At 72.4% G+C, this 21,651-nt stretch carries 22 protein-coding genes and 1 riboswitch; of the genes, 13 read left to right on the plus strand and 9 right to left on the minus strand.

Features of this window, described 5'->3' with window-relative positions; genetic code table 11:
* Position 1 precedes the first annotated feature (1 nt).
* A complete protein-coding gene (locus FYW99_RS30715; protein ID WP_150255952.1) occupies positions 2-316 on the minus strand; it encodes a DMT family transporter in 315 nt (104 codons plus the stop codon).
* Between the two features lie 37 nt (positions 317-353).
* Positions 354-421: riboswitch (guanidine-III (ykkC-III) riboswitch) on the minus strand.
* A gap of 496 nt (positions 422-917) precedes the next feature.
* Between FYW99_RS30715 and FYW99_RS30720 the strand changes: the two genes are divergently transcribed.
* From FYW99_RS30720 to FYW99_RS30750, 7 genes are all read left to right on the plus strand, one after another.
* Entirely contained in the window at positions 918-1,316 is a 399-nt protein-coding gene (locus tag FYW99_RS30720) for a DUF485 domain-containing protein (RefSeq protein WP_150255954.1), read from the plus strand.
* On the plus strand, positions 1,313-2,998 hold the full coding sequence (locus FYW99_RS30725; RefSeq protein WP_150255956.1) for a solute symporter family protein: 1,686 nt from the start codon (positions 1,313-1,315) through the stop codon (positions 2,996-2,998). The genes FYW99_RS30720 and FYW99_RS30725 overlap by 4 nt, the downstream gene beginning before the upstream one ends.
* 480 nt (positions 2,999-3,478) lie before the next feature.
* Positions 3,479-4,495, plus strand: coding sequence for a sensor histidine kinase (locus tag FYW99_RS30730; protein ID WP_150255958.1), 1,017 nt, complete (start codon positions 3,479-3,481; stop codon positions 4,493-4,495).
* Positions 4,492-5,307 (plus strand): LytR/AlgR family response regulator transcription factor, encoded by an 816-nt coding sequence (locus tag FYW99_RS30735; protein WP_130395306.1) that lies wholly within the window; start codon positions 4,492-4,494, stop codon positions 5,305-5,307. Before FYW99_RS30730 ends, FYW99_RS30735 begins: the two co-directional genes overlap by 4 nt.
* Positions 5,304-5,840 carry a hypothetical protein gene (locus FYW99_RS33155; protein ID WP_150255959.1) on the plus strand — a complete coding sequence of 179 codons (537 nt, stop codon included), beginning with the start codon at positions 5,304-5,306 and terminating at the stop codon, positions 5,838-5,840. The genes FYW99_RS30735 and FYW99_RS33155 overlap by 4 nt, the downstream gene beginning before the upstream one ends.
* The gene (locus tag FYW99_RS30745; protein WP_150255961.1) at positions 5,834-7,489 is read left to right on the plus strand and encodes a sodium/solute symporter; all 1,656 of its coding nucleotides are present in this window, start codon (positions 5,834-5,836) and stop codon (positions 7,487-7,489) included. The genes FYW99_RS33155 and FYW99_RS30745 overlap by 7 nt, the downstream gene beginning before the upstream one ends.
* A 187-nt stretch (positions 7,490-7,676) precedes the next feature.
* Positions 7,677-8,462 carry a hypothetical protein gene (locus FYW99_RS30750; RefSeq protein ID WP_150255963.1) on the plus strand — a complete coding sequence of 262 codons (786 nt, stop codon included), beginning with the start codon at positions 7,677-7,679 and terminating at the stop codon, positions 8,460-8,462.
* A gap of 74 nt (positions 8,463-8,536) precedes the next feature.
* Here FYW99_RS30750 and FYW99_RS30755 read toward each other — a convergent pair whose 3' ends face one another.
* The 5 genes from FYW99_RS30755 to FYW99_RS30775 all read right to left on the minus strand — a co-directional run bounded on the left by FYW99_RS30755 (position 8,537) and on the right by FYW99_RS30775 (position 11,777).
* Positions 8,537-9,322 carry a bestrophin-like domain gene (locus FYW99_RS30755; protein WP_150255965.1) on the minus strand — a complete coding sequence of 262 codons (786 nt, stop codon included), beginning with the start codon at positions 9,320-9,322 and terminating at the stop codon, positions 8,537-8,539.
* A 157-nt stretch (positions 9,323-9,479) separates the two neighbouring features.
* Positions 9,480-10,250, minus strand: coding sequence for an enoyl-ACP reductase FabI (gene fabI / locus FYW99_RS30760; RefSeq protein WP_150255967.1), 771 nt, complete (start codon positions 10,248-10,250; stop codon positions 9,480-9,482).
* Between the two features lie 205 nt (positions 10,251-10,455).
* Complete coding sequence (locus tag FYW99_RS30765) at positions 10,456-10,728, minus strand: hypothetical protein (RefSeq protein WP_150255969.1); 273 nt, start codon at positions 10,726-10,728, stop codon at positions 10,456-10,458.
* Complete coding sequence (locus FYW99_RS30770; RefSeq protein WP_150255971.1) at positions 10,725-11,090, minus strand: hypothetical protein; 366 nt, start codon at positions 11,088-11,090, stop codon at positions 10,725-10,727. The genes FYW99_RS30765 and FYW99_RS30770 overlap by 4 nt, the downstream gene beginning before the upstream one ends.
* Before the next feature lie 108 nt (positions 11,091-11,198).
* A complete protein-coding gene (locus FYW99_RS30775) occupies positions 11,199-11,777 on the minus strand; it encodes an ATP-binding protein (protein ID WP_150255973.1) in 579 nt (192 codons plus the stop codon).
* A gap of 181 nt (positions 11,778-11,958) precedes the next feature.
* Between FYW99_RS30775 and FYW99_RS30780 the strand changes: the two genes are divergently transcribed.
* From FYW99_RS30780 to FYW99_RS30795, 4 genes are all read left to right on the plus strand, one after another.
* Complete coding sequence (locus FYW99_RS30780; protein ID WP_130395313.1) at positions 11,959-12,738, plus strand: helix-turn-helix domain-containing protein; 780 nt, start codon at positions 11,959-11,961, stop codon at positions 12,736-12,738.
* Positions 12,735-12,911: a DUF397 domain-containing protein gene (locus FYW99_RS30785; RefSeq protein ID WP_150255975.1), complete on the plus strand. Its 177-nt coding sequence runs from the start codon at positions 12,735-12,737 to the stop codon at positions 12,909-12,911. Before FYW99_RS30780 ends, FYW99_RS30785 begins: the two co-directional genes overlap by 4 nt.
* Positions 12,912-13,249: 338 nt before the next feature.
* Positions 13,250-13,756, plus strand: a complete 507-nt coding sequence (locus tag FYW99_RS30790) for a hypothetical protein (protein WP_150255977.1) — start codon at positions 13,250-13,252, stop codon at positions 13,754-13,756.
* Positions 13,753-14,235, plus strand: a complete 483-nt coding sequence (locus FYW99_RS30795; protein WP_150255979.1) for an ATP-binding protein — start codon at positions 13,753-13,755, stop codon at positions 14,233-14,235. The genes FYW99_RS30790 and FYW99_RS30795 overlap by 4 nt, the downstream gene beginning before the upstream one ends.
* 108 nt (positions 14,236-14,343) lie before the next feature.
* Here the strand turns inward: FYW99_RS30795 and FYW99_RS30800 are convergent, their stop codons facing one another.
* The gene (locus tag FYW99_RS30800; RefSeq protein ID WP_150255990.1) at positions 14,344-16,152 is read right to left on the minus strand and encodes a phosphoenolpyruvate carboxykinase (GTP); all 1,809 of its coding nucleotides are present in this window, start codon (positions 16,150-16,152) and stop codon (positions 14,344-14,346) included.
* Between the two features lie 380 nt (positions 16,153-16,532).
* Positions 16,533-17,456, minus strand: coding sequence for a universal stress protein (locus FYW99_RS30805; protein WP_150255981.1), 924 nt, complete (start codon positions 17,454-17,456; stop codon positions 16,533-16,535).
* 222 nt (positions 17,457-17,678) lie between these two features.
* On the opposite strand from FYW99_RS30805, the gene FYW99_RS30810 reads away from it, so the two are divergent.
* Positions 17,679-18,398 (plus strand): DUF998 domain-containing protein, encoded by a 720-nt coding sequence (locus FYW99_RS30810; protein ID WP_150255983.1) that lies wholly within the window; start codon positions 17,679-17,681, stop codon positions 18,396-18,398.
* A 102-nt stretch (positions 18,399-18,500) separates the two neighbouring features.
* On the opposite strand, the gene FYW99_RS30815 is transcribed toward FYW99_RS30810, so the two are convergent.
* The gene (locus FYW99_RS30815; protein ID WP_150255985.1) at positions 18,501-20,684 is read right to left on the minus strand and encodes a HelD family protein; all 2,184 of its coding nucleotides are present in this window, start codon (positions 20,682-20,684) and stop codon (positions 18,501-18,503) included.
* 290 nt (positions 20,685-20,974) lie between these two features.
* Here FYW99_RS30815 and FYW99_RS30820 point away from each other — a divergent pair, with 290 nt between their 5' ends.
* Positions 20,975-21,571, plus strand: a complete 597-nt coding sequence (locus FYW99_RS30820) for a hypothetical protein (RefSeq protein WP_150255987.1) — start codon at positions 20,975-20,977, stop codon at positions 21,569-21,571.
* The last annotated feature ends 80 nt before the right edge of the window (positions 21,572-21,651 follow it).

The following is a 21,651-nucleotide window of genomic DNA, read 5'->3' on the forward strand; positions in this document are numbered from 1 at the left end:
ACTAGTGCAGGAGCTTGAGCCCCACGACGCCCGAGACGATGAGCACGAGGCACAGCGCCTTGGGCCAGCTGAAGCCCTCGCCCAGGAAGAACATGCCCACCAGCGCGGTGCCGACGGCACCGATGGCCACCCACACCGCGTAGCCGGTCCCCACCGGGATGGTGCGCAGCGCGTAGGCCAGCCCGGCCATGCTCAGGAACAGGGTGACCCCGAAGGTCACCGACGGCCACAGGCGGGTGAAGCCCTGCGACGCGCTGAGCGCGGTGGCCCACGCGGTCTCCAGGAGCCCCGAGACAGCCAGAACGATCCAGGCCATGACGCCTAACCTCCGTGACGTGTGACGTGCGTTCTCCAACGCGCCGTCTTGTCGTCACCGGGTACGGCGCACCTCGTCCGGGGGTGTCGCGGAACGCGCCGACGCGGGTGCCCGCGACGGCGGCGATGGTGCACAAGCTACAACGCCCGGAACCGGGCGGGGGTTCCGGGCCCGGTGGAGGCGTGATCCCACCCGCCGGGCACCGTCCGGAGCCCCCGTCCATCGCCGGGCCTCCCCGGGCCAGCGGGCCCCACGGGAGCGGGCCCCGGCGGAGCGGGGGCCGGGCCTTCCTTCCGGCGCTCTCCCGAACGCCGGAACCCCCGCGACACGGCGGTTCCCGAGCGGCCCGGCCCCTGTGCGGCGCGTGCGCCACGGGGCCCGCGGTCTGGACCGGAACCGCTCGGCGACCGTTCGACGCGCCAGACGACCGCTCACCGCGCGCTGGGCGACCGTTCGACGCTCCTCCCCCGCGTTCGGCGCGCGTGCGCACGGGCCCCCTGCTGCGCGGTAGTGCCGCTCCTTACAGTTCCTCGTAACGCAGGTCACACCAGAGCGGCACCGCCGCCGGACGCACGCCAATCCCCCCGGAGGTACACCCACCATGTCAACAGACCGGCCAGCGAAGGACCCGGCCCCGCCGCCCGAGGGCAACGGGAGCGGTGACGCGATCTCGACCGAGGCCTACGTCACCATGCACGGCGACCCGCGCTTCACCGAGCTCAAGCGGCGGCTGTACAGGTTCGTCTTCCCGGTGAGCCTCGCCTTCATGGCGTGGTACCTGCTCTACGTGCTCATGTCCGCCTTCGGCCGCGACTTCATGGGCGTCGTGCTCTTCGGCAACATCAACGTCGCACTGGTCTTCGGCGTCCTCCAGTTCCTGTCGACCTTCGGGATCGCCATCCTGTACACGAACTACGCGCGCCGCAGGCTCGACTCCCAGGCGGTCGAGCTGCGCGACGAGCTCCACTACAGCGCGGCGAACAAGGAGGGCGGCCGATGAACCTCGCCCAGGAAGCTGTCGAGACGGTCAGCGACAGCAGCCGCACCATCACCATCGTCCTCTTCGTCCTCATGATCGCGGCCACGCTCGGCATCACCGTCTGGGCCAGCCGCAGCACGCGCTCCGCCACCGACTTCCACTCGGGCGGGCGCGGCTTCTCCCCGCTCCAGAACGGCCTGGCGATCGGCAGCGACTACATGTCCGCCGCGTCCTTCCTGGGCATCGCGGGCATGATCTCCCTGTTCGGCTACGACGGCTTCCTCTACTCCATCGGGTTCCTCGTCGCCTGGCTCGTCGCCCTCCTGCTGGTCGCGGAGCTGCTGCGCAACTCCGGCCGCTACACCATGGGTGACGTGCTGTCCTACCGGATGCGGCAGCGCCCGGTGCGCACCGCCGCGTCGGTCTCCACGATCGTGGTGTCGATCTTCTACCTGCTGGCGCAGATGGTCGGCGCGGGCGCGCTCATCGCCCTGCTGCTGGGCATCCAGCCCGGCCAGACCTTCATGGGCATGGACGCCGACACCGCCAAGATCGTCGGCATCGTGGTCATCGGCCTGCTGATGACGATCTACGTGACCTTCGGCGGCATGAAGGGCACCACCTGGGTGCAGATCATCAAGGCCCTCATCCTCATGGTGGGCGCCGCCCTGCTCACCGTGCTGACCCTGTCCCTGTACGGGTTCAACCTCGGCGCCCTGATGAGCGACGCCGCCGCGGCCAGCGGCCAGGAGGGCTTCCTGGAGCCCGGCCTGCGCTACGGCGTGGAGGTCGCGGGCGACCCGCTCCAGACCCTGTGGAACAAGCTGGACCTGATCAGCCTGGGCCTGGCCCTGGTGCTGGGCACCGCGGGCCTGCCGCACATCCTCATCCGCTTCTACACCGTCCCCGACTCCCAGAGCGCCCGTAAGTCGGTCAACTGGGGCATCGGCCTCATCGGCACCTTCTACCTGATGACCCTGGTGCTGGGCTTCGGCGCGGCGGCCATCGTCGGCCACGAGGCCATCACGGCCCAGGACGGCGCGGGCAACACCGCGGCCCCGCAGCTGGCCCAGGTGGTCGGCGAGCGCATCGGCGGCGAGATGGCGGGCGCGGTCCTGCTGGCGGTCATCGCCTCGGCGGCCTTCGCGGCCATCCTGTCCACGGTGGCGGGCCTGGTCATCGCCTCCTCGTCCTCCATCGCGCACGACTTCTACAACTCGGTCCTGCGCAAGGGCAAGGCCACGGGCGCCGAGGAGGTCCGGGTCGCCCGCCTGTCCGCCCTCGGCGTCGGCGTGGTCGCGATCCTGCTGGCCGTGTTCGCGCAGAACCTCAACGTGGCCTTCCTGGTCTCGCTGGCGTTCGCGATGGCGGCCTCGGCGAACCTGCCGACCCTGCTGCTCAGCCTGTTCTGGAAGAGGTTCAACACCCGCGGCGCCCTCGCGGGCATCTACGGCGGCCTGACCAGCGCCGTGGTCCTGGTGTTCTTCTCGCCGGTGGTCTCCGGCAGCGAGACCGCGCTCATCCCGACCGCGGACTTCGCCTGGTTCCCGCTGCCCAACCCGGCCCTGGTGTCGGTGCCGATCAGCCTCCTGTGCGCGATCGTGGGAACCCTGTCGTCCAAGGAGCGCGACTTCGACAAGTTCGCCCAGCTCCAGGTCCGCGCCCTGACCGGCGCGGGCGCGGAGAAGGCCGCCAACCACTAGGCAGTGTTTTCTCCGGGCCTCCGGAGAACAGGAATCGGGTTGAAGCAGGCACAGCGGCACCTACGGCGGGTTCGCTCGCTCCTCGCGAACCCGCCTCCGGCACCTCCAGGACCCCGTGGACGCCCGAACCAGCACTGCTCCCCCGGGCCTGCGCTCCACGCGTAGGCCCGGAGGACTCCCGAACCACCAGCTCGGGACCGTCGGTGGCCCACTCCAACCGGGAGCCCACCCTTCTCCCGGCACGGCCGCCGCCCCGAGCACTCCCCCGGGCCCGCCACCGCTCCCGGTGGCGGGCCCGGCTCCTGCCCGCGGCGCGAGCGCGCATTTGCGTCACGATTCGAAAGGTGACCCCGACCACGTGAGCACCGACACAGTTCGCTGGGATAGGGTCGTTACGTGTCATACCGGTGGCTGTCGCGGGTGTCCTCCCCCTCCCGACGTCGCCCAGCGTCCTCGGAGCAGCGGGCGAGCGTCGAGTTGATGCGCCAGGTCCACGCCCTCGGCGTCGACCTCCGGGACGGGCTGCACGGCAGGAGGGTCTCCTCGGCCGCCAGGCGGCTGCGCCAGCTCCTGGCCGTCGACGGCGTCGTGCTGGCCGACCTGGACGGCCCGGTCGCCGCGCACGGAACCCGCCCCGCCCCGTCCGAGGTCGAGGGGCTCCTCTCCCAGGTCTTCGAGTACGGCAGCAACGCCCGCGTGCGCCTGCCCGACGGCACGTCGGCGTGCGCGGTCCCCCTGACCGTGGCCGACGAGCTGTCCGGCGCCCTGGTGGCCTCGGGCCACCCCGTGGAGGCCGACGTGGAGGCCGCCGCCGCACTGGTCTCCGACTGCCTGGACCACGCGGCGCTGCGCCGGGCCCGCGCGCGGATCGCCGCCGCCGACCTGCGCACCCTGCGGGCGCAGATCTCCCCCCACTTCGTGCACAACGCCCTGGCGGTGATCGCCGCCCTGGTGCGCACCGACCCCGACCGTGCCCGCCACCTGCTGTCGGACTTCGCCGACTACCTGCGCTACGGCTTCTCGGAGAAGGGCGACTACGCGACCCTCTCGGAGGAGCTGGAGGCCACCCAGACCTACCTCGAACTCCAGCGGGCCCGCTTCCACGACCGCCTGGACATCACCGTGCGGATGGCCCCCGAGGTGCTGCCCGTGGCCATACCGTTCCTGGTCGTGCAGCCGATCGTGGAGAACGCCATCCGGCACGGGCTGGAGCGCAAGGAGGGCAGGGGCCACATCAGCGTCTCCGGTTTCGGCGAGGGCCCGCTGTGCGTCATCGAGATCGAGGACGACGGGGTGGGCATGCACCCCGACCTCGCCCGGGCCCTGCTGGCGGGCACCGGCCCGGAGTCGCGCAGCGTCGGCCTGGCCAACGTGGACCAGCGACTGCGCGCCGTCTACGGGCCCGAGTACGGTCTGGTGATCGAGACCGCGCTGGGGGAGGGGACGAAGGTGACCGTGCGCGTGCCCAGGTTCACCAGGGGGGTGGTGGCGCGTTGAAGCCCGAACTGCGGGTGCTGGTGGTCGAGGACGAGGCCTCCACCCGCCAGGAGATGGCCTCCCTGCTCGGCGACATGCCCGAGGTGGCGGAGGTCCTGGTGGCCGACAACGGCGCCACCGCGGTGCGGCTGCTGGGGACCACCACCATCGACGCCGCGTTCCTGGACATCCTCATGCCCGGACTGGACGGCATGGACGTGGCCCGGGTGCTGAGCGTGCTGTCCGAGCCCCCGTCCATCGTGTTCGTGACCGCCTCCGAGGCCCACGCCGTGGAGGCCTTCGGCATCGGCGCCGTGGACTACCTGCTCAAACCGATCCGGCCCGAGCGCCTGGCCGAGGCGGTGGGCCGCATCGCGCAGCTGCGCAGGCCCGGCGGCGGGGCCCCGCCCGCCGAGGACCTGCACGTGGTGCAGATCGACACCGGCAGGCGCACGGTGTTCGTCAAGCGCGACGACGTGCAGTTCGTGGAGGCCCAGGGCGACTACGTGCGCCTGCACACCGCCGACGGCGGCCACCTGATCCGCCTGTCGCTGTCCTATCTGGAGGAGGTGTGGGCCTCGGCCGGGTTCGTCAGGGTCCACCGGGGGTTCCTCATCGCCATCCCGTGGGTGCGCGACCTGCGGGTGACCTCCTCGTCCGGCCTGGTGGCGGGCACCCCGGCCGGTGACGTGCCGGTGAGCCGCCGCCACGGCCGCCACCTGCGCGCCCAGCTGCTGGAGGCGGCCCGCCGCGACCAGCTCGGCCGGTCCGCGAACGCCCAGGGCGGTCCCGCCTCCCGGTCGCGGGACGGTGAGGGCGAGCAGGCGCCATGAGTCCGCGCCGCGAGAAGCTGACCAGCCCGCAGACCCGCATCGCGCTGGCCCGGGGCAACCGGCCCGCGCAGCACCTGCTGCCGATCCCTGAGCCGGTGGACACCGAGGCGGCGCGCGCGCTGTTCCGCGCCCAGCGGCGGACCGCCGTGCGCACCGTGGCGGTGCTGTCGGCACTGCTGTTCGGGATGAGCGGCGCGTTCGCGCTCTTCCCCGGGCTGGGGGAGATCCGGCCGGGCGGCGTCCCGCTGTCGTGGCTGCTGCTGACGGTGGCGATCTACCCGATGCTGTTCGGACTGGCGCTGTGGCACGTGCGCTCGGCCGAGCGGATCGAGGACCGGGCCGAGAGCGCCGCGGACCGGGCGGGGGCCGCGGGGGCGCCGGAGCGCGGCGGATCCGGTGGCGGGGGGCGCGGCGGACCCGATGGCGGGGAACACAGTCGCGGGCAACGCGACCGGGGGCGGCACGGCCGGGAACCCGGACGCACGAGGGGACCGGGGCGCGCGAGCGATGGGGACGCGGGGCGCACGTGGTGATCGCGGTCCTGGCGATCGGGCTGGTCCTGCTCACCAGTCTGGTCATCGGCGTCTACGGGGTGCGGGCGGCCCGCTCCACCTCCGACTTCCTGGTGGCCTCGCGACGGGTCTCCCCCAACTGGAACGCGATGGCGATCGCCGGGGAGTACCTGTCGGCCGCCTCGGTGCTGGGGCTGGCGGGGCTGCTGCTCAAGAACGGCCTGGGCACCATGTGGTACGCGGTGGGGTTCGCCGCGGGCTACGTGGCGGTGGTGGCGCTGGTGGCCGGTCCGATGCGCCGGTCGGGGGCGTTCACCGTGCCCGACTTCGCCGAGTACCGCCTGGGCGCGCCGCGCCTGCGCAAGCTGTGCGGCTGCGTGGTGCTGGTGATCATGCTGCTGTACCTGGTGCCCCAGTTCAAGGGTGCCGGTGTGGTGCTGTCCCTGGTCAGCGGCACGCCGTACTGGGTGGGGGTGCTGCTCGCCGGGCTGGTGGTGAGCGGGTCGATCGCGGCCGGGGGGATGCGGTCGGCGACCTACGTGCAGGCCTTCCACTACGTGGTCAAGCTGGCCTTCATCGCCATCCCCGCGGTCTACCTGGTGGTGCACGCCGGTCCGCAGACCCGGGCGGAGGCGCTCAACCCCGAGTGGGGCACGCACTTCCCCGAGACGACCCCGGTGGAGTTCACCGTGGGGACCCGGTTCAGCCTGGACGAGCCGGTGACGGTGACCACCTCCGGGGGCGAACAGGTGGAGTTCGCGGCCGGGGAGCACACCGTGCAGGCGGGCACCGAGTACGTGTTCCCCGAGGGAGCGACCATCCCGCGTCCGGCGGGGCTGCCGGAGCTGGGCAGCGAGCGGTGGAGCTCACCGCTGCTGGACGTGGGCGGGTACCCGCTGTTCGAGACGTGGTCCACGCTGCTGGCGATCACGCTGGGCTGTATGGGGCTGCCGCACGTCATCATGCGCTTCCACACCAGCCCGACGGCGCGGACGGCGCGCCGGGTGGCGGTGGGCGTGATCGCCCTGCTGGGACTGTTCTACCTGTTCCCGACGGTGTACGGGCTGCTCGGGCGGGTGCTCACCCCGCACCTGGTGCTGCTCCAGGGCACCGACACGGTCGCGGTGGTGCTGCCCGCCCAGGCGGTGCCGGGCTCGGTGGGGACCGTGCTGACGGCGCTGGTGGCGGCGGGGGCGTTCGGCGCGTTCCTGTCCACCTCCTCCGGGCTGCTGCTGGCCCTGGCGGGCGGGCTGTCGCACGACCTGTTCCAGGGCAGCGTGCCTCGGCTGCGCCTGGCGGTGGTCGTGGGCGCGTGCGTGGCTGTGCTGTTGGCGCTGCCCGCGCAGATGATCGACATCAACGTGCTGGTGGTGTGGGCGTTCACGGTGGCGGCGTCGACGTTCTGCCCGCTGCTGGTGCTGGGCATCTGGTGGCGGCGGCTGACGCTGCCCGGGGCCGCGTCCGGGCTGATCGTGGGGGCCGTGACGGCGACCGGCGCGGTGGGGTGGTCGATCCTGCTGCCGCCCCCGGTCGGGTGGCTGTCGGTGCTGCTGGGGCAGCCGGCGGCGTGGACCATCCCGCTGGCCTTCGGGACGATGGTGCTGGTCTCGCGGCTGACCAGGCCGCCGGACTGGGCCGAGCACGCCGTGCTGCGCCTGCACTCCCCCTGAGGGCCCGGCTAGGTCTGGCCCCTGCTCCGCCGTGATCTTGCTCCTGGTGTCACTCTCGGCGCCGAGAGTGACACCAGGAGCAAGATCATCCCTGTCGGGCGCGCTCCTGGGTGCGTAGTCGCGGGTGTAGGGTCCGGACTGACCGCGTACGATCACCCGTAGTGCCGACAGCGACACGAGGAGTCCCATGCCCCCCTCACGCCGTGCTCTGCCCGCGCTGCTGGCGTCGGGCGCGCTCCTGCTCGCCTGCGGCGCCTCGCCCTCGCCCGCCCCGGACGGGTCCACCCCCGAACGACCGGGCACGGTCTCCCTGGTCGGCGCGGTGGACGCGGTCCCGGAGGTGAGCGCCGACGGCACGGGCGTCAGCGTGGGCGACGGGACCTCCCGCGTGGAGGTGGGCCCCGACGGGGTCCGCGTGGAGACCTCGGGCGCGCTGGTGGAGGTCGACCGGGGTTCCTACGTCCTGGTGTGTGCGAACGGCGTGCGGGTGGTGGTGCCCGCGGGCGAGGCACCGCCGTGCGCGCCGCGCCCCGAGCAGCCGCAGCCACCCGAGGAGCCCGGCTACCCCGAGCCCGAACCGCCCGTTCCCCCGGCGCCCGGCGAACCCGCGCCTCCCGCCCCCGAGGAGCCCGGACCCGAAGCCCCGGAGGAGCCCGGCCCCGAAGCCCCGGAGGAGCCCGGAGCGGTACCGCCCGAACCGGGGAGCCCGGACGCGGACCCCTCCCCCGCCCCGGCGGAGCCCGCCCAGGAGCGCGCGGCCGACCCCGCGGAGCCGTCCGCGTCGCCGTCGGCCCCGGTTCCGGCCCCGGCGGAGCAGGCCGTCCGGGAGCAGGTGCTCGCCGACCTCTCCCCACACTCCGCGCCGCAGGCCGCCGGTGCCTTCACCCCCATGCGCACCATGGTGGTGCTCATGGTCGTCATCGCCGTGGTCGCCGCGGGCGCGGGCCGCGCCGCCACACGCTCCTCGGGCTGACCGGAAACAGGAACGGGCTGCCGGACGCGTGCCCCGATGACGCGTCCGACAGCCCGTGGGCCCGCCTCCTCCCCCTACTGGGGGTTGGAAGAGGCGTCGAGTGAGGCGTCGATCCGTTCGAACCCGGCCAGCGCGTCCTGGATCGCTCCCGCGTCGTGCGCCAGGGCCCCGTTGTACGGGTTGCCCAGGTAGAACAGCAGCAGGATCGTGGCGAACACGAAGATCAGGTTGGCCGACGCCCAGAAGTAGGCCACGGCCGAGCCCCGCCGGATCATGGCGAAGGGCAGCACCGCCACCGCGATGGCGGACAGGGCCGCGATGCCGTTGAGGACGGACGGGATGCCGTCCCCGGCCGCGTCGGCGCGCTCGATGCGCGCGTCGCTGAGCTCCGCGAGCTCCTGGCGCGCGGTCAGGCGGTCCAGGTCGTCGCCGGTGTCGGACACCGACAGCGCCCGCACCGACGCGGCCAGGTCGGCCAGGGCCTCCTCGCCCTCGGTGCTCAGCTCGCCCTCGGCGCGCATCAGCGGCCAGTCCTTCTCCGCGACCGCGCTCATGTAGGCGCGCAGCTGCTGGCGCACCTCCTCCGCCTCCTCGTCGGGGAAGGCGGTGGTGCTCCAGTACAGGGCGTCGGCCGCGCCCGTCTCCTCGGTCAGCCCGTCCCCGGCCCCCGTGAAGTTCTCCCAGCCGATCACCACCCCCATCGCCGCCGAAGCGAGGTAGAGCGCGAGCACACAGGGGGCGACGACGACGCTGACGGCGCCGCCCGAGGATTCGTCGTCGACGCGGAACCTGCCTACGGCGAGGACCGCGCCGCCGACCATGGCGGCCAGGACGGCGAGGACGAGCAACAGCGTCATCATGGGGATTCCCAGGGAAGGAGGAGGGACCGGCAGCGAACGGGTCCATCCCTAGCACGCGCGGGTCGGCCTTCTCAGCGGAAAGCGAGAACGTCCGCAAATGTCGCCCCGGTGTCGTGACCTGCCCGGACGCCCTCCCCCTCCCGGCCGGCTCCCGGGGTTACAGCGGCGCTCCCATCGCGTGGTACCCGCCGTCCACGTGCAGCGTCGTGCCGGTGACGGCGCGCGCGGCCGGGGACATCAGGAACAGCGCGGGACCGGCGACCACGGAGGCGTCCTTGGTGTCCCAGCCCAGCGGCGCGGACTCGGCCCAGCCGTCCGCGATCTGGTCGAACCCGGGGATCGAGCCGCCCGCGAGGGACTTGACCGGCCCCGCGCTGATGGCGTTCACCCGGATGCCGTCGCCGCCGAGGTCGCGGGCCAGGTACTTCGTGGAGTTCTCCAGCACGGCCTTGGCCGACCCCATCCAGTCGTAGACCGGCCAGGCCCGGGAGGCGTCGAAGGTCAGGGAGACGACCCCGGCGCCGTGCGGGGCGGCGGCCATGAGCTGCCGGAACCCCACGGCGAGCGCCTTCAGGGAGTACCCGGAGACGTGGATCGCGGTGGCCACGTCCTCCCAGGAGGTGTTGAGGAAGTTGCCGCCCAGCGCGTCGCCCGGGGCGTAGGCGATGGAGTGCAGCAGCCCGTCCACGTGGTCCCAGTGGGCGGCGACCTTGCCCGCCGTCTCGGTGACCTGCTCGGGGTCGGTGACGTCCATGGGCAGGATGTCCACGGGCTCGGCGGGGAGGCGTTTGGCCACCCGCTCCAGGATGGACAGCTGCCTGCCGGGCGGGTTGGTCAGGATCACCTGGTGGCCCTGCTCCATCGCCTCCTCGGTGATCGCGTAGGCGATGGAGGACTGGGTGGTGATGCCGGTGATGAGGAGGTTCACCTGGGTTCCTTCCGCGTGTGGGTGCTGGCAGGAGGAACGTACCGGTGGGCGGACGGGCCGTCACCGGGGAATCGGTACAAGGTTCGGGCCCGGATTTTGAAACCCCGGGAGGCGGGCGGCGGCTGTTCCCCGGGAACCCCCACCGGCCCGCGCTCCGCCCGTCCTCCGGAAGCGAACCACCGACGGCTTCACCCGACACAGGCGGTCAGGAGTCTCCGACAGGCCAGAACTGCACACGGAGAACGAAGACGAGACGGAGCCGCCGGTGTTCCTGGTACCAGATCATCAATCGCCCCTCGGCATGGTCGAGCACCCTCGACACCCCGGAGTCCTCAACCGGAGGATCGCCCAGATACTTCACCGAGGCGGCGTCCGCCAACCGCTGAGCGAGATGTTCGACGGCGGCTTGGTCAACGCGTTCCAGCCCTCCGGCCACCTGTTCCGCGTCTGGAAGGTACTCCCAGGTCCACTCGGTCACTGACTGACCCGCCGAGTGGCTTCACCGAGCATCTGCGAGATCTCCCCTGCTGCGATCCGGGCCTCATCGGCGCTGTCGGCTTCACTGACCGCTCGCTCCAGCTCCAGGAGGCGTTCGGCACGCCGAGGGTAGCGCCGGAGCTCGACGAAGACACCCCATCTGAAGAGGAAGGTGTGCATCGGTACCGTGCTGTCGGTCTGGACCGCCTCCTGCCAGACCTGGTGGAACTCGGAGTCGAACCGTACGGAGGCGGCCAGATCCAGCCGCGAGACCGCGACACGCAGTGCCTGTTCCGTCAGCGGAGGCATGGGGAACAGCGGCTCTTCGTCCGCCGTGAACTCTCGCGCAACGTTCGAAGACATCAACTCACCACTCCTGACCCTTCGGCGACTCCGCTGGGACGCATCGACGCTCCGCTCGGACTCAGTCGCTTGAGCACCCGCCAACGTCCACCTTACGGGGCCGGTCCGTCACCCGTCAGGACGCAAGGAGTCCCGGCCGGTGCGGCGGTCGGAGTCGTTCCGAACCCGGTCGATCTCGAACCAGACGGTGGTCCGGCCGTCCTCGTGGAGCGTGCCCCACCGGCTGGCCTGCGCGGCGACCAGGCGCATCCCCAGCCCGCCCACGCGCAGCGGGTCGGGGGGCCGCACGCACGGTGTGGTGACGGCGTCCTCGCCGATCGGCCCCTGGTCGGTGATCTTGACCTGCACGCGACCGGGAAGCCGGTGCACGCTCACGATCACCTCGCCCCCGGCCAGGCCGCTGCGGGTGTGCGCGATCGCGTTGTTGAACACCTCGCTGGCCAACTCCTGGGCCGCTTCCCTGGCCAGCGGCGGCAGGGCGGAGAGGGCCGAGACCCTGTGGCGCACCAGGGCGGCCTGGTCGGGACGCCCCGCGATGATGAGCGCGGTACCGAGGCTGCTCCAGCGCTGGTCCAGCACCAGGGGCGCCCTGTCGCGGGGTTCCACTCCCCTGCGGGGCAGGGGGAAACGCCCGGTGCCGCCGCCGTCCTGGAAACCGGAACCCGAACCGCCACGACGCGATTGCATGCTTGTCACTGATCCCAACTGAAATCACCATCCTCCGGAACATAGCCACGAACAGGCCGCAATTACCTGCGGGTTCGTGACCTGCGTCCACCCTGGCCACAGGACCTGGGATATCTCCAGCGTCTGTCGTTTTTGGGAGAACGGATGACAGGGTGCGCAACGGCTCTGTAAGTTGTGCAGGGTGACGCAAGATCACTTCTCCTCCCTGCTCACAACGTTTCGCGATTTCTCCGGGAGAACGCAGAAACAGCTGGCCGTGGACATGGGCACGTCGCCCGCGTCCGTGTCCCGGTGGGAGTCGGGGAAGTTCACACCCAGGGTGGAGACCGCCGAGGCCCTGGACCGGATGCTCAAGGCGGACGGCAGGCTCCTCAAGGCGTGGCGCAAGCAGACCTCGGGGACGGAACTGCCGGTGTGGCAGCTGAACGTGGCCCGGTTGCAGGAGCAGGCCGTGGCCATCGACTGCCTGTCACCAGTATTGGTTCCGGGCGAACTCCAGTGCGCTTCCTACGCCGAGGCCGTCTTCAAGGACGGACAGCCGCTCGTTGCCGACGCTGAGGTGGACCGCTGGGTCAACGCTCGCTGCGGACGCCTCAAAACGCTTCGCGAGCACCACCACGACCCGGTGGTGACCTCCGTCTTTCCACACAGCGCTCTGACCTGCATGCCGGATCACATCCGAAGGGAGCAGGCAGGGCATCTGTTGCGGCTGGTGGAAGACGTGCGCGTCGAGGTTCACTTGTTGTCGCCGGGAACGTCTCTCATCGGAGTGACCGCGCCAGTCAACCTGTACCGACTCGTTGATGGCGGCCTAGCCGTCTCCAGCGACTTCATCGCGGGGAACGTCATCCTAGAATCCGACAGCCATCCGCGCATGGAGGCGCTGGTAAGAAAGTGTCTGGCGTCCGCGCTGCCCGCTAGAGAGTCCCGGCAGCTGTTGAGGGAATTGGAAGCAGCATGAGCAACGAGTGGCACAAGAGCAGCTACAGCAACACCGGGAGCCAGTGCGTCGAGGTCCGCGAACACGCCTCCGGCGCCGACGTCCGCGACACCGTCAACCGCGAAGCCGGACACCTCACCGTCCCCGGGGACCAGTGGGTGGCGCTGCTCAGCGGCCTGCGCTCCGGTCTGTAACCGCCTCTAACCGCCTCCAGCCCCCGCGCCCGCTTCGGCCGGGGGCTTTTCCCTGCCCAAAAAGCCCTAGGAAAAGACCCTCAAAACCAATCATTCCGGACAATGGAAAAACCTGGCCAGCCAGATTTTCCACACCCCACCCAAGCTCCCGACCAGCACATACGCATCCCTCGCGCGCCTTTTTCGGCCCCTACTCCCCCGTAGCGCCCTCCACCCCTCCACCAACCCCCTAACCTTTCTCCGAACACACAACTGAACACGAAAGACCCCGCGACGGTTACCTACCGCCCGGGGTCACGGCCAGCAACATTCACCCTTTAACCGAAGGAACTGCCAGCATGCGCCAGTTTAGCGCTGCCCTTCTCACCCGTGCCCTGGCTCTGGTGACATCCCTCCTCATCCCCGCGCGCGGACGCCACTCGGCAGCCGTCCGCCGCCGCCGTTCCACCCGGGTCCGCCGCTACGCCCCGGCTCCCGCTCCCGCTTCCGCGCGGTCCAGCAGGCCTCCGACCCCTCAGCGCAGGACGCCGCGTCCCGCTCCGCGCCCGGTGCCCGCTCCCCGCCTGGCTCCCGCCCCGGAGATCTTCCCGGCCGACGACATCGCCCTGGTCAGGCCCTACTACACCGCCCGCGAACACGAGCGCGAGCGCGACCTCTCCCGCGTCCAGGCCGAGGCCGTCATCCGACTGCGCGCGTGGTCGCACGGCTCCGTCCACGTTCCGGCCCAGGCCGCGCCTCCGATTCCGGCCCCGGCCCGGGCACCGATCCCGGCCCCCGCGCCCGTCCCCGTTGGCGACCTCCTCGCCGCCGCACCCGCCCGGTACGCGGACGGGGTGACGGTATGAGCGGCACGCCCGCGCACGACCCGGCACCGGCCCCTGGCCCGTTCGCCTTCTGGGGACACCTCGACTACGCCTGCGACCTGTCCGAACTCACGCGGGTCCGCTCCGAACTCGCCCGCGACCTGGCCGGGTTCGACCCCGACCTGGTCGCGACCGTTCAGCTCGTGGCCAGCGAACTCGTCGCCAACTCCTGCAAGTACGCCCGTTCGGAGGAGGGGGTCACCCGCACCCTGTCCATGCCCGACGAACGCACGCTGCGCCTGACCGTCAGCGACGCGGGCGGCCCCACGCTGCCCCGCATTCCCAACGAGCGCACCGACGAGGAGTGGGAGGCGACGGAGGGCCAGCGCGGCCTGCTGCTGGTGCGCCAGCTCTCCCGCACGTGGGCCAGCTTCGCCTTTCCGCGCCGCTACGGCCTCGGCACCCACGTCTGGGCCACCTTCGACGCCGAACCGCCCCGGAGCCTGCGCGGGGCCTGGTGACCGCACGACGAGGGGGCGCGGGCACCGACGTGCCCGCGCCCCTCACTGCGGGCCCCGTGCGCGGAAGGGGTCCCTGGTCAGGGGGCTGTCACGCCCCCGTCGCGGTCGTTACCGGCTCTCCAGGCGGTCCAGCAGGGCGTGGTACTCGTCCCACAGCTCGCCCGGCAGGTGGTCGCCGAAGGTCTTGAAGAACTCCGGTACCAGCGCGGCCTCCTGCTTCCACACCTCGGTGTCGACGTCGAGCACGAAGGCCATGTCCTCGTCGGAGACGTCCAGCCCCTCGGTGTCGATGCCACCGGCCACGGGCAGGCGGCCGATCGGGGTCTCGACGGCCTCGGCCTCGCCCTCCAGCCGCTCGACGATCCACTTGATGACGCGGCTGTTCTCACCGAACCCGGGCCAGACGATGCGGCCCTCGGCGTCCTTCTTGAACCAGTTGACGTAGAAGATCCGGGGCAGCTTGGCCTGGTCGGCCCCCTGGCCCAGCTTCACCCAGTGGGCGAAGTAGTCGCCCATGTTGTAGCCGCAGAACGGCAGCATGGCGAAGGGGTCGCGGCGCAGCTCGCCCACCGAGCCCTCCGCTGCGGCGGTCTTCTCCGAGGAGACGTTGGCGCCCAGGTAGACGCCGTGCTGCCAGCTGAAGGACTCGGTGACCAGCGGCACGGCGGTGGCGCGTCGGCCGCCGAACAGGATGGCCGAGATGGGCACGCCCGCCGGGTCCTCCCACTCGTCGGCGATGGTCGGCGCCTGCCCGGCCGGGGTGGTGAAGCGCGAGTTCGGGTGGGCGGCGGGCTCACCCGAGCCGGGCGTCCAGGGACGGCCCTTCCAGTCGGTGAGGCCCGCGGGCGGCTCCTCGGTGAGGCCCTCCCACCACACGTCGCCGTCCTCGGTCAGGGCGACGTTGGTGAAGATGCTGTTGCCCCAGAGGGTCTCCACGGCGTTGGCGTTGGTCTTCTCGCCGGTGCCGGGCGCGACACCGAAGAACCCGGCCTCGGGGTTGATGGCGCGCAGCTGGCCCTGCTCGTCGAAGCGCATCCAGGCGATGTCGTCGCCCACCGTCTCGACCTTCCAGCCGGGGATGGTCGGCTGGAGCATGGCCAGGTTGGTCTTGCCGCAGGCGCTCGGGAAGGCGGCGGCGACGTAGTGCGACCGGCCCTTGGGCGGGGTGACCTTGAGGATGAGCATGTGCTCGGCGAGCCAGCCCTCGTCGCGGGCCATCACCGAGGCGATGCGCAGCGCGTAGCACTTCTTGCCGAGCAGGGCGTTGCCGCCGTAGCCCGAGCCGTAGGACCAGATCTCACGGGTCTCGGGGAAGTGCGAGATGTACTTGGTGGAGTTGCAGGGCCAGGCGACGTCCCGCTGGCCGGGCTCCAGCGGGGCGCCCACGGAGTGGACGGCCCTGACGAACTCGCCGCGCTCCTCGATCAGGCGCAGGGCGGCGCTGCCCATGCGGGCCATGATGCGCATGGACACCACGACGTACGGGGAGTCGGTGATCTCGACCCCGAGCTGGGAGATGGCACCGCCCAGCGGCCCCATGCAGAAGGGCACGACGTACATGGTGCGGCCGCGCATGGCGCCCCGGAAGACCTCGCCGAAGGTGGCGCGCATCTCGTCGGGGGCGATCCAGTTGTTGGTGGGACCCGCGTCGCTCTCGCGCTCGGAGCAGATGAAGGTGCGGTCCTCGACCCGGGCGACGTCGCTCGGGTCGGACTTGCAGTAGAAGCTGTTGGGGCGCTTGTCCGGGTTGAGGCGGACGAAGGTGCCCTGCTCGACCAGCTGGTCGGTCAGGCGGCTCCACTCCTCCTCGGAACCGTCGCACCACACGATCTCGTCCGGCTGCGTGAGTTCGGCGACCTCCCGCACCCAGGAGACGAGCTCCTCGTGCTTGGTCGGCGCGTCCACGTCGATATCCACGGCAGTCACAGCGGCTCCTTCTCAAGGTCGAGATCTCTCGCATCATGAACGACGACCCCCCGCAGTGACCAATTGGTTTAGGCCAATGGTCTACAGAACTTGCGACGGAAGAACGGTTTTCCTTGCGCAGTAAGGGTTCTGCGTGGTCTACCGCCGGGTACGCAAGCGCACGAACGGCGACTGTTCCGGCGCTGCTGAGAGCCGGTTCCCCGGTCAGAGGGGGAACCGGGCGCCGCGGACGACACACCGTGCTGTTCGTCACACACCGTGTCCGGACCCCGGTCCCGGGCTCTGGACGCGCACTAGACCTGTGTCGCCAGGCCCCGGGAGCGGAGGAGCGTTGACGCAGGTGCGAGCGTCAGAGGCGGATCCGGACCGGATCAGCGCAGGATGGCGACGGGCCCCCTGGCGCCGTGCAGGACGGAATGGCTCACCGATCCGAGCAGCAGCCCGCGAAAGCCCCCGCGCCCGCGCGAGCCGACCACGATGAGGTCGGCGGGGGTGGCCTCCTCCAGCAGGGCGATCACCGGGTGGGCGCGCACGACGCGGGTGCGCACCGGCACACCGGCGTGGCGCGTGCGGGGCCCGGCCAGCTCCTCCTCCAGCGCCTGTCGGGCGGCCTCGGCGGCGGTCGCGTCGTCGAACAGCTCGGGCGGGATGGGCCCGGTCGCGGCGGCGAAGGCCACCAGCGGCTGCCAGGCGCTCACCGCGACCAGTTCGGTGTCGGCGAAGTCGGCCTGCGCGAAGGCGAAGTCCACCGCGCGCCTGCTGGGCTCGGACCCGTCGATGCCCACGATCACCCGTCCGCGCACGCCGTGCGCGGACGCGTGCTCCCGGGGCAGCACGATCACCGGGACGGGGGCGCGGGCGGCCAGCTCGATGCCGACGGAGCCGACGAACGCGGCCACGATCCCGCTCAGCCCGCGCGAGCCGACCACCACGGCGACGGCGCCCTCCGCGGAGGCCTCGGCGAGCAGGGCCTCCACCGGGCGGGCGTACGAGAGCCGTTTCTGCACCCGCAGCTCGGGGAAGAGCCGCGCCACCCAGTCCCCGGCGTACTCCAGCAGGGACTCGGCCCCCTGGGCGTCGACCTCGTCGGGGAGCACGTCCGGGGCGACGTCGGGGTCGGTGTGCGCGTGCCCCGCGAACACGCCGACGGCGGCCAGTGGCCCCGCGGCCGCGACGATCCGGACCCCGAGCCCGCGCAGCATCGCCTGGTGCGCCGACCACTCCAGCGCGTGGCGGCTGGATTCCGTGCCGTCGACCCCCACGATCACCCATCGCGTCGTGGATGCGCCGTCCATGCGTGCGCCCTTCTCGTCGGCCGTCCCTGCCCCGCGTATTCCGCCGGTGTCCCCCGATGATGCCGTGTGAACACGCACCTGTGGATAACAGTGCCGACGCGAGTTGGGTGAGACAGGGCACCGCGGGTAGGGGATTGCGGCACAGCGGCGGTTCGACCACGTGCCTTCCGGGGGGATGTCTCCACGGGGGGCGTGGGAACGTTCGTGGAAACAGGGGGCACGATGTCGCACTCCACGCAGTTGCACTGGGACTACCGGGACGGGAAGGTCGCGGCCGTGGTGGCCGCGCTCGTGTACAGCCTGTGGGCCGTGGAGGTCATGCTGCCCGGCGGCAGCGCGGTCCAGGGGGCCCTGGCCGACCAGGACGCCGACTTCGCCAGGTTCCTGGAGAGCGCGCACCGCATCGGCGCGATCCTGGTGGTGATCGCCGCCGGGATCGGACTCGGGCTGGGCGCGAGGGAGAGGACGGGCCACCTGCTGGCGGTGTCGTGGTGGTGCATGGTCGTGTTCGGCGCGGCGTCGCTGGCCGCCACGTTCTTCCCCGGGCCGTGCGTGGTGTCCACGGACGTCCCGTGCGCGACGGAGTCGCTGGCGGAGGGGCTGGAGGGGGCCACGGTGGTCCAGGCCGTCGTCGCGACGGTCGCGCTCCTGTCCGCGCTGGCGAGCGCGGTCGTGCTGGCGGTGGACCGGCGCCGGACGGGCGACGGCAAGTGGCCGCTGGTGGCCGTCGTGGCCGCGCTCCAGCTGGTCAGTGCCGTCGCCGTCCTGGTCGCGGCGGTGCGGGTCTACGCGGGTGGGGGCGACGGCGACCCGGGGGTCGTGTTCAGCACCCTGCAAAGGGTCCACCTGGTGACGGTGGCCCTGTGGCTGCTCACCGCGGGCCTGCTGCCCAGCCTGTGGAAGCGGTCCTGGACGCCCCGGAGGGCCCGCGCCGATCGCTGAGGGGCGCATGAGGGACGAAGCGGGAGCCGCGCACGCGCCGGGCACCGCGGATCCGGCGGCCCGGGGCGAGCACGCGCCCCGGGCCGCCGGATCCGCCCGCCGTCACACCTCGGTGTCGCGGAGTGCCTCCGGCAGGGGGCGCGCGTGCACCACGTGCAGGGTGCTCACCGCGCGGGTGAGCACCACGTAGAGCCGGTTGACGCCGCGTTCCTCGGCCTCGACGACGGCGGCGGGCTCGGCGACCACCACGGCGTCGAACTCCAGGCCCTTGGCCAGACTCGCCGGGACCGCCACCAGGCGTCCCGTATCCGGTCCCGAGCCCGCCTCCTCCCCCAGCAGCGGCGCGGTCAGCCCCTCGGCCCCGATCGCCTCACGCAGGGCGGGCAGGTCGGCGTCGGCGGCGATGAGGCCGACCGAGCCCTCCCCCCGGAGCGCGGTGCGGCAGGCGTCGGCGACCGACGCGGCCAGGTTCCCCTCGGCGGGGGTGATCCGCAGCGCCCCGGGCGCGCGGCGCACGGCGACGGGGGCGCCCAGCCCGGGTGCGATCGCGGGCAGCAGGCGGGCGGCGAAGTCGATGATCTGGGCGGGCACGCGGTAGCCGCGGTCCAGGACGCTCAGGTGGCCGGTGGGCTTGCCCAGGTGCTCCAGGAGCGTGGACCAGTTCACGGCCGCCGAGGGGCTGGTGCCCTGGGCGATGTCGCCGAGCACGGTGAGCGAGCCGGACACGCAGCGGCGGCCGATCGCCCGGCACTGCATGGGGCTCAGGTCCTGGGCCTCGTCCACCACGATGTGGCCGAGCCCGGCGGGGCGCTCGATGAGCGCGGCGGCCTCGTCCACCAGGGCCAGGTCCTCCTCCGACCAGAGCGCCGCCTTGGGGCCGCGGGGTTTTCCCGGCAGTAGGACGGCGGCCTGCTCCTCGGCGGTGAGCAGCCCCTCGGCCGCGCGGGCCAGGCGCTCGGGGTCGGTGAGCAGGCCGAGCACCAGCTTGAGCGGGTCGGCCTTGGGCCACATGGCGGTGACGGCCGACCTCACGGCCGGGTCGCGGCGCACCTGCGCGTGGGTGCGGTCGTCGCAGACCTCGCCCTGGGCCTCCATGAGGGAGAGCACGGCGTGGGCGATGCGGTGGGAGAGGAGTTCGCGCCCGGAGCCGTAGGCGACGCCGCGTGCGGCCAGCTCGTCGAGGAGGGGGCGCAGGTCCTCGGGGTACAGGCGCCAGCGGCGCGACCCGCGACGGACCATGACCGCCTCATCGGGAGTGCGCAGGTGCGACCACAGGTCGCGGCGGACCACCTCGGCCATGCGGGCCTGGCCCTTGATCCGGGCGGCGCGGGGCTCCTCGGTACGGCGCACCCACCCGGCGGCGGGGCGGGACCGCTCGGGCAGCCCGGCGGTGAGCATCTCGGTGACGGTGGTCTGCTGGACGTCCACCTCGCCCAGGGCGGGCAGGACGTCGCGGATGTAGGAGAGGAAGGAGCGGTTGGGGCCGACGATCGCCACGCCGGAGCGGGAGAGGCGTTCGCGTTCGGTGTAGAGGAGGAAGGCGATGCGGTGCAGGCCGACGGCGGTCTTGCCGGTGCCGGGTGCGCCCTGCACGCACAGGGTGGTGCCGAGCGGGGCCCGGACGAGGCCGTCCTGCTCGGGCTGGATCGTGGCGACGATGTCGCGCATGGGCCCGGTGCGGGGGCGTTCGATCTCCGTGTCCAGCAGGGCGCTGCCGCGCTGGTCGGCCTCGGCCTGGGCGACGGTGAGCGGCTCGTCCTCGAAGGCGGTGAGCACCACCTCCGGGTCCGCGTCGCGGCCGTGGTCGATCGTGGTGAAGCCGTAGCGACGGCGCAGGCGCACGTCCATCCGGTCGCCGGGCGAGGCCCGGTAGTAGGCGACGCAGATGGGGGCGCGCCAGTCCAGGACCATCGGACGCCCCTCGGCGTCGTGGACGTGGCGGCGGCCGATGTGGATCCGGTCGGGCTCGGCGTCGGGGGCCGGAGCCGCGTGTCCGGCTCCGTCGGACACGGCGTCGTCCAGGAAGACGGTGCCCGGTTCGAAGTCGAGGCGACCGAAGAACAGCGGGGCCCCGGGAACGTCGGCCAGGGCCGCGAGGCGGCGCTCGCGGCCGCGGCGCAGAGCGGCGTTGGTGACCTTGTCGTTGACGACGTCGCCCAGGACGAGCGCGCTGCCCTCGGTCTCCTCCCGCATCCGGTCCAGGGCGGCGCGGGCGGCGGCGAGGCGGTCGCGTTCGGCCCGGAGCTCGGGGCTCACGGGCACGGCGGAGGAATCGGTCGTGGACATGCGGCGGCCTCGGAGGGATCGGCGGGACAGGAGCGCGGCAGCGCGCGTGCGCGGGTCCCGCCCCGGTCGCCGCGAGGGCCCGGTTCGTTCCGATCCATGAGAGCGCACAGCACCCGTTCAGGGGGCGCGGCCGAAAAGAGCCACCAGCCTAACCCGCTCCGGGGCCCGCACCAAACCGGCCCGCAGCCCCGGCCCCGGCCGTGCCGCCGCCGGTGCGCAACCGACAGGAGAAGGCGGGAACCAACCTGGGCGCAGGACCGTCCGAAGAACCGGGAAAGGACGGTACTCACATGCACCACGTTCAGGACGACCTCGTACTACGGCCCGGCCTCCGGGCGGGGTGGGCCAGGTTGGGCGTCGGGGTGGTGACCGGTGTGGTCGTGACCGCCGGCATCGCGTTCCGCGTCGGCCCGGGGGCGGCCCTGGCCGCGGGCGCCGCGTGGATCGTGCTGGTCGTGGTGGTGGCCGTGCACCTCCACCGCGCCAGGATCGTGCTGACCGCGCACGAGATCGTCCTCAAGGGCGCGTTCTCGCAGCGGCGCCGGTCACGGGCGAATGCCGTGTGGACGATCCGCGCGACCGTCGTCCAACCGCGCGGGGGCCCCTGCGACACCCTGTTCGTCCTCGACGCGCACGGCGGCGTGCTCGTCAGGGTGTACGGCGCCAACTACACGACCGAGGACATGGACCGGTTGGTGAGCGCGCTCGGGCTCCCGTGCAGCGGCCCGGAGGGCCCCGTCACCCCCAAACAGCTCCAGAGCTACCGGCCGGGACTCGTGACGTGGTTCGAACAGCACGCCTACCTGCTCGGAATCGTGTTCGGGCTCATCGTGGCCCTGGCCGTCGTGGCGGGCGTACTGATCGGCGTGGCCCTGACGGCGGGGTAGCCGCGGCGCGGGGGGGGGGGGCCCCCCCGCCCCCCCCCCCCCCCCCCCCCCCCCCCGGCCCGGGGGGGCCCCCCCCCCCC

The organism is Nocardiopsis deserti (genome assembly GCF_008638355.1).
Classification (GTDB): domain Bacteria; phylum Actinomycetota; class Actinomycetes; order Streptosporangiales; family Streptosporangiaceae; genus Nocardiopsis; species Nocardiopsis alborubida.

Bases quoted from the DNA above. Each gene is read 5' to 3' on its own strand.
- FYW99_RS30790 (WP_150255977.1), top strand. From the start codon at position 13,250: ATGCGCCAGTTTAGCGCTGCCCTTCTCACCCGTGCCCTGGCTCTGGTG.
- FYW99_RS30770 (WP_150255971.1), bottom strand. From the start codon at position 11,090: ATGTCTTCGAACGTTGCGCGAGAGTTCACGGCGGACGAAGAGCCGCTG.
- FYW99_RS30795 (WP_150255979.1), top strand. From the start codon at position 13,753: ATGAGCGGCACGCCCGCGCACGACCCGGCACCGGCCCCTGGCCCGTTC.
- FYW99_RS30810 (WP_150255983.1), top strand. From the start codon at position 17,679: ATGTCGCACTCCACGCAGTTGCACTGGGACTACCGGGACGGGAAGGTC.
- FYW99_RS30820 (WP_150255987.1), top strand. From the start codon at position 20,975: ATGCACCACGTTCAGGACGACCTCGTACTACGGCCCGGCCTCCGGGCG.
- FYW99_RS30785 (WP_150255975.1), top strand. From the start codon at position 12,735: ATGAGCAACGAGTGGCACAAGAGCAGCTACAGCAACACCGGGAGCCAG.
- FYW99_RS30775 (WP_150255973.1), bottom strand. From the start codon at position 11,777: ATGCAATCGCGTCGTGGCGGTTCGGGTTCCGGTTTCCAGGACGGCGGC.
- FYW99_RS30755 (WP_150255965.1), bottom strand. From the start codon at position 9,322: ATGATGACGCTGTTGCTCGTCCTCGCCGTCCTGGCCGCCATGGTCGGC.
- FYW99_RS30750 (WP_150255963.1), top strand. From the start codon at position 7,677: ATGCCCCCCTCACGCCGTGCTCTGCCCGCGCTGCTGGCGTCGGGCGCG.
- FYW99_RS30720 (WP_150255954.1), top strand. From the start codon at position 918: ATGTCAACAGACCGGCCAGCGAAGGACCCGGCCCCGCCGCCCGAGGGC.
- FYW99_RS30805 (WP_150255981.1), bottom strand. From the start codon at position 17,456: ATGGACGGCGCATCCACGACGCGATGGGTGATCGTGGGGGTCGACGGC.
- FYW99_RS30815 (WP_150255985.1), bottom strand. From the start codon at position 20,684: ATGTCCACGACCGATTCCTCCGCCGTGCCCGTGAGCCCCGAGCTCCGG.
- FYW99_RS30730 (WP_150255958.1), top strand. From the start codon at position 3,479: ATGCGCCAGGTCCACGCCCTCGGCGTCGACCTCCGGGACGGGCTGCAC.
- FYW99_RS33155 (WP_150255959.1), top strand. From the start codon at position 5,304: ATGAGTCCGCGCCGCGAGAAGCTGACCAGCCCGCAGACCCGCATCGCG.
- FYW99_RS30715 (WP_150255952.1), bottom strand. From the start codon at position 316: ATGGCCTGGATCGTTCTGGCTGTCTCGGGGCTCCTGGAGACCGCGTGG.
- FYW99_RS30725 (WP_150255956.1), top strand. From the start codon at position 1,313: ATGAACCTCGCCCAGGAAGCTGTCGAGACGGTCAGCGACAGCAGCCGC.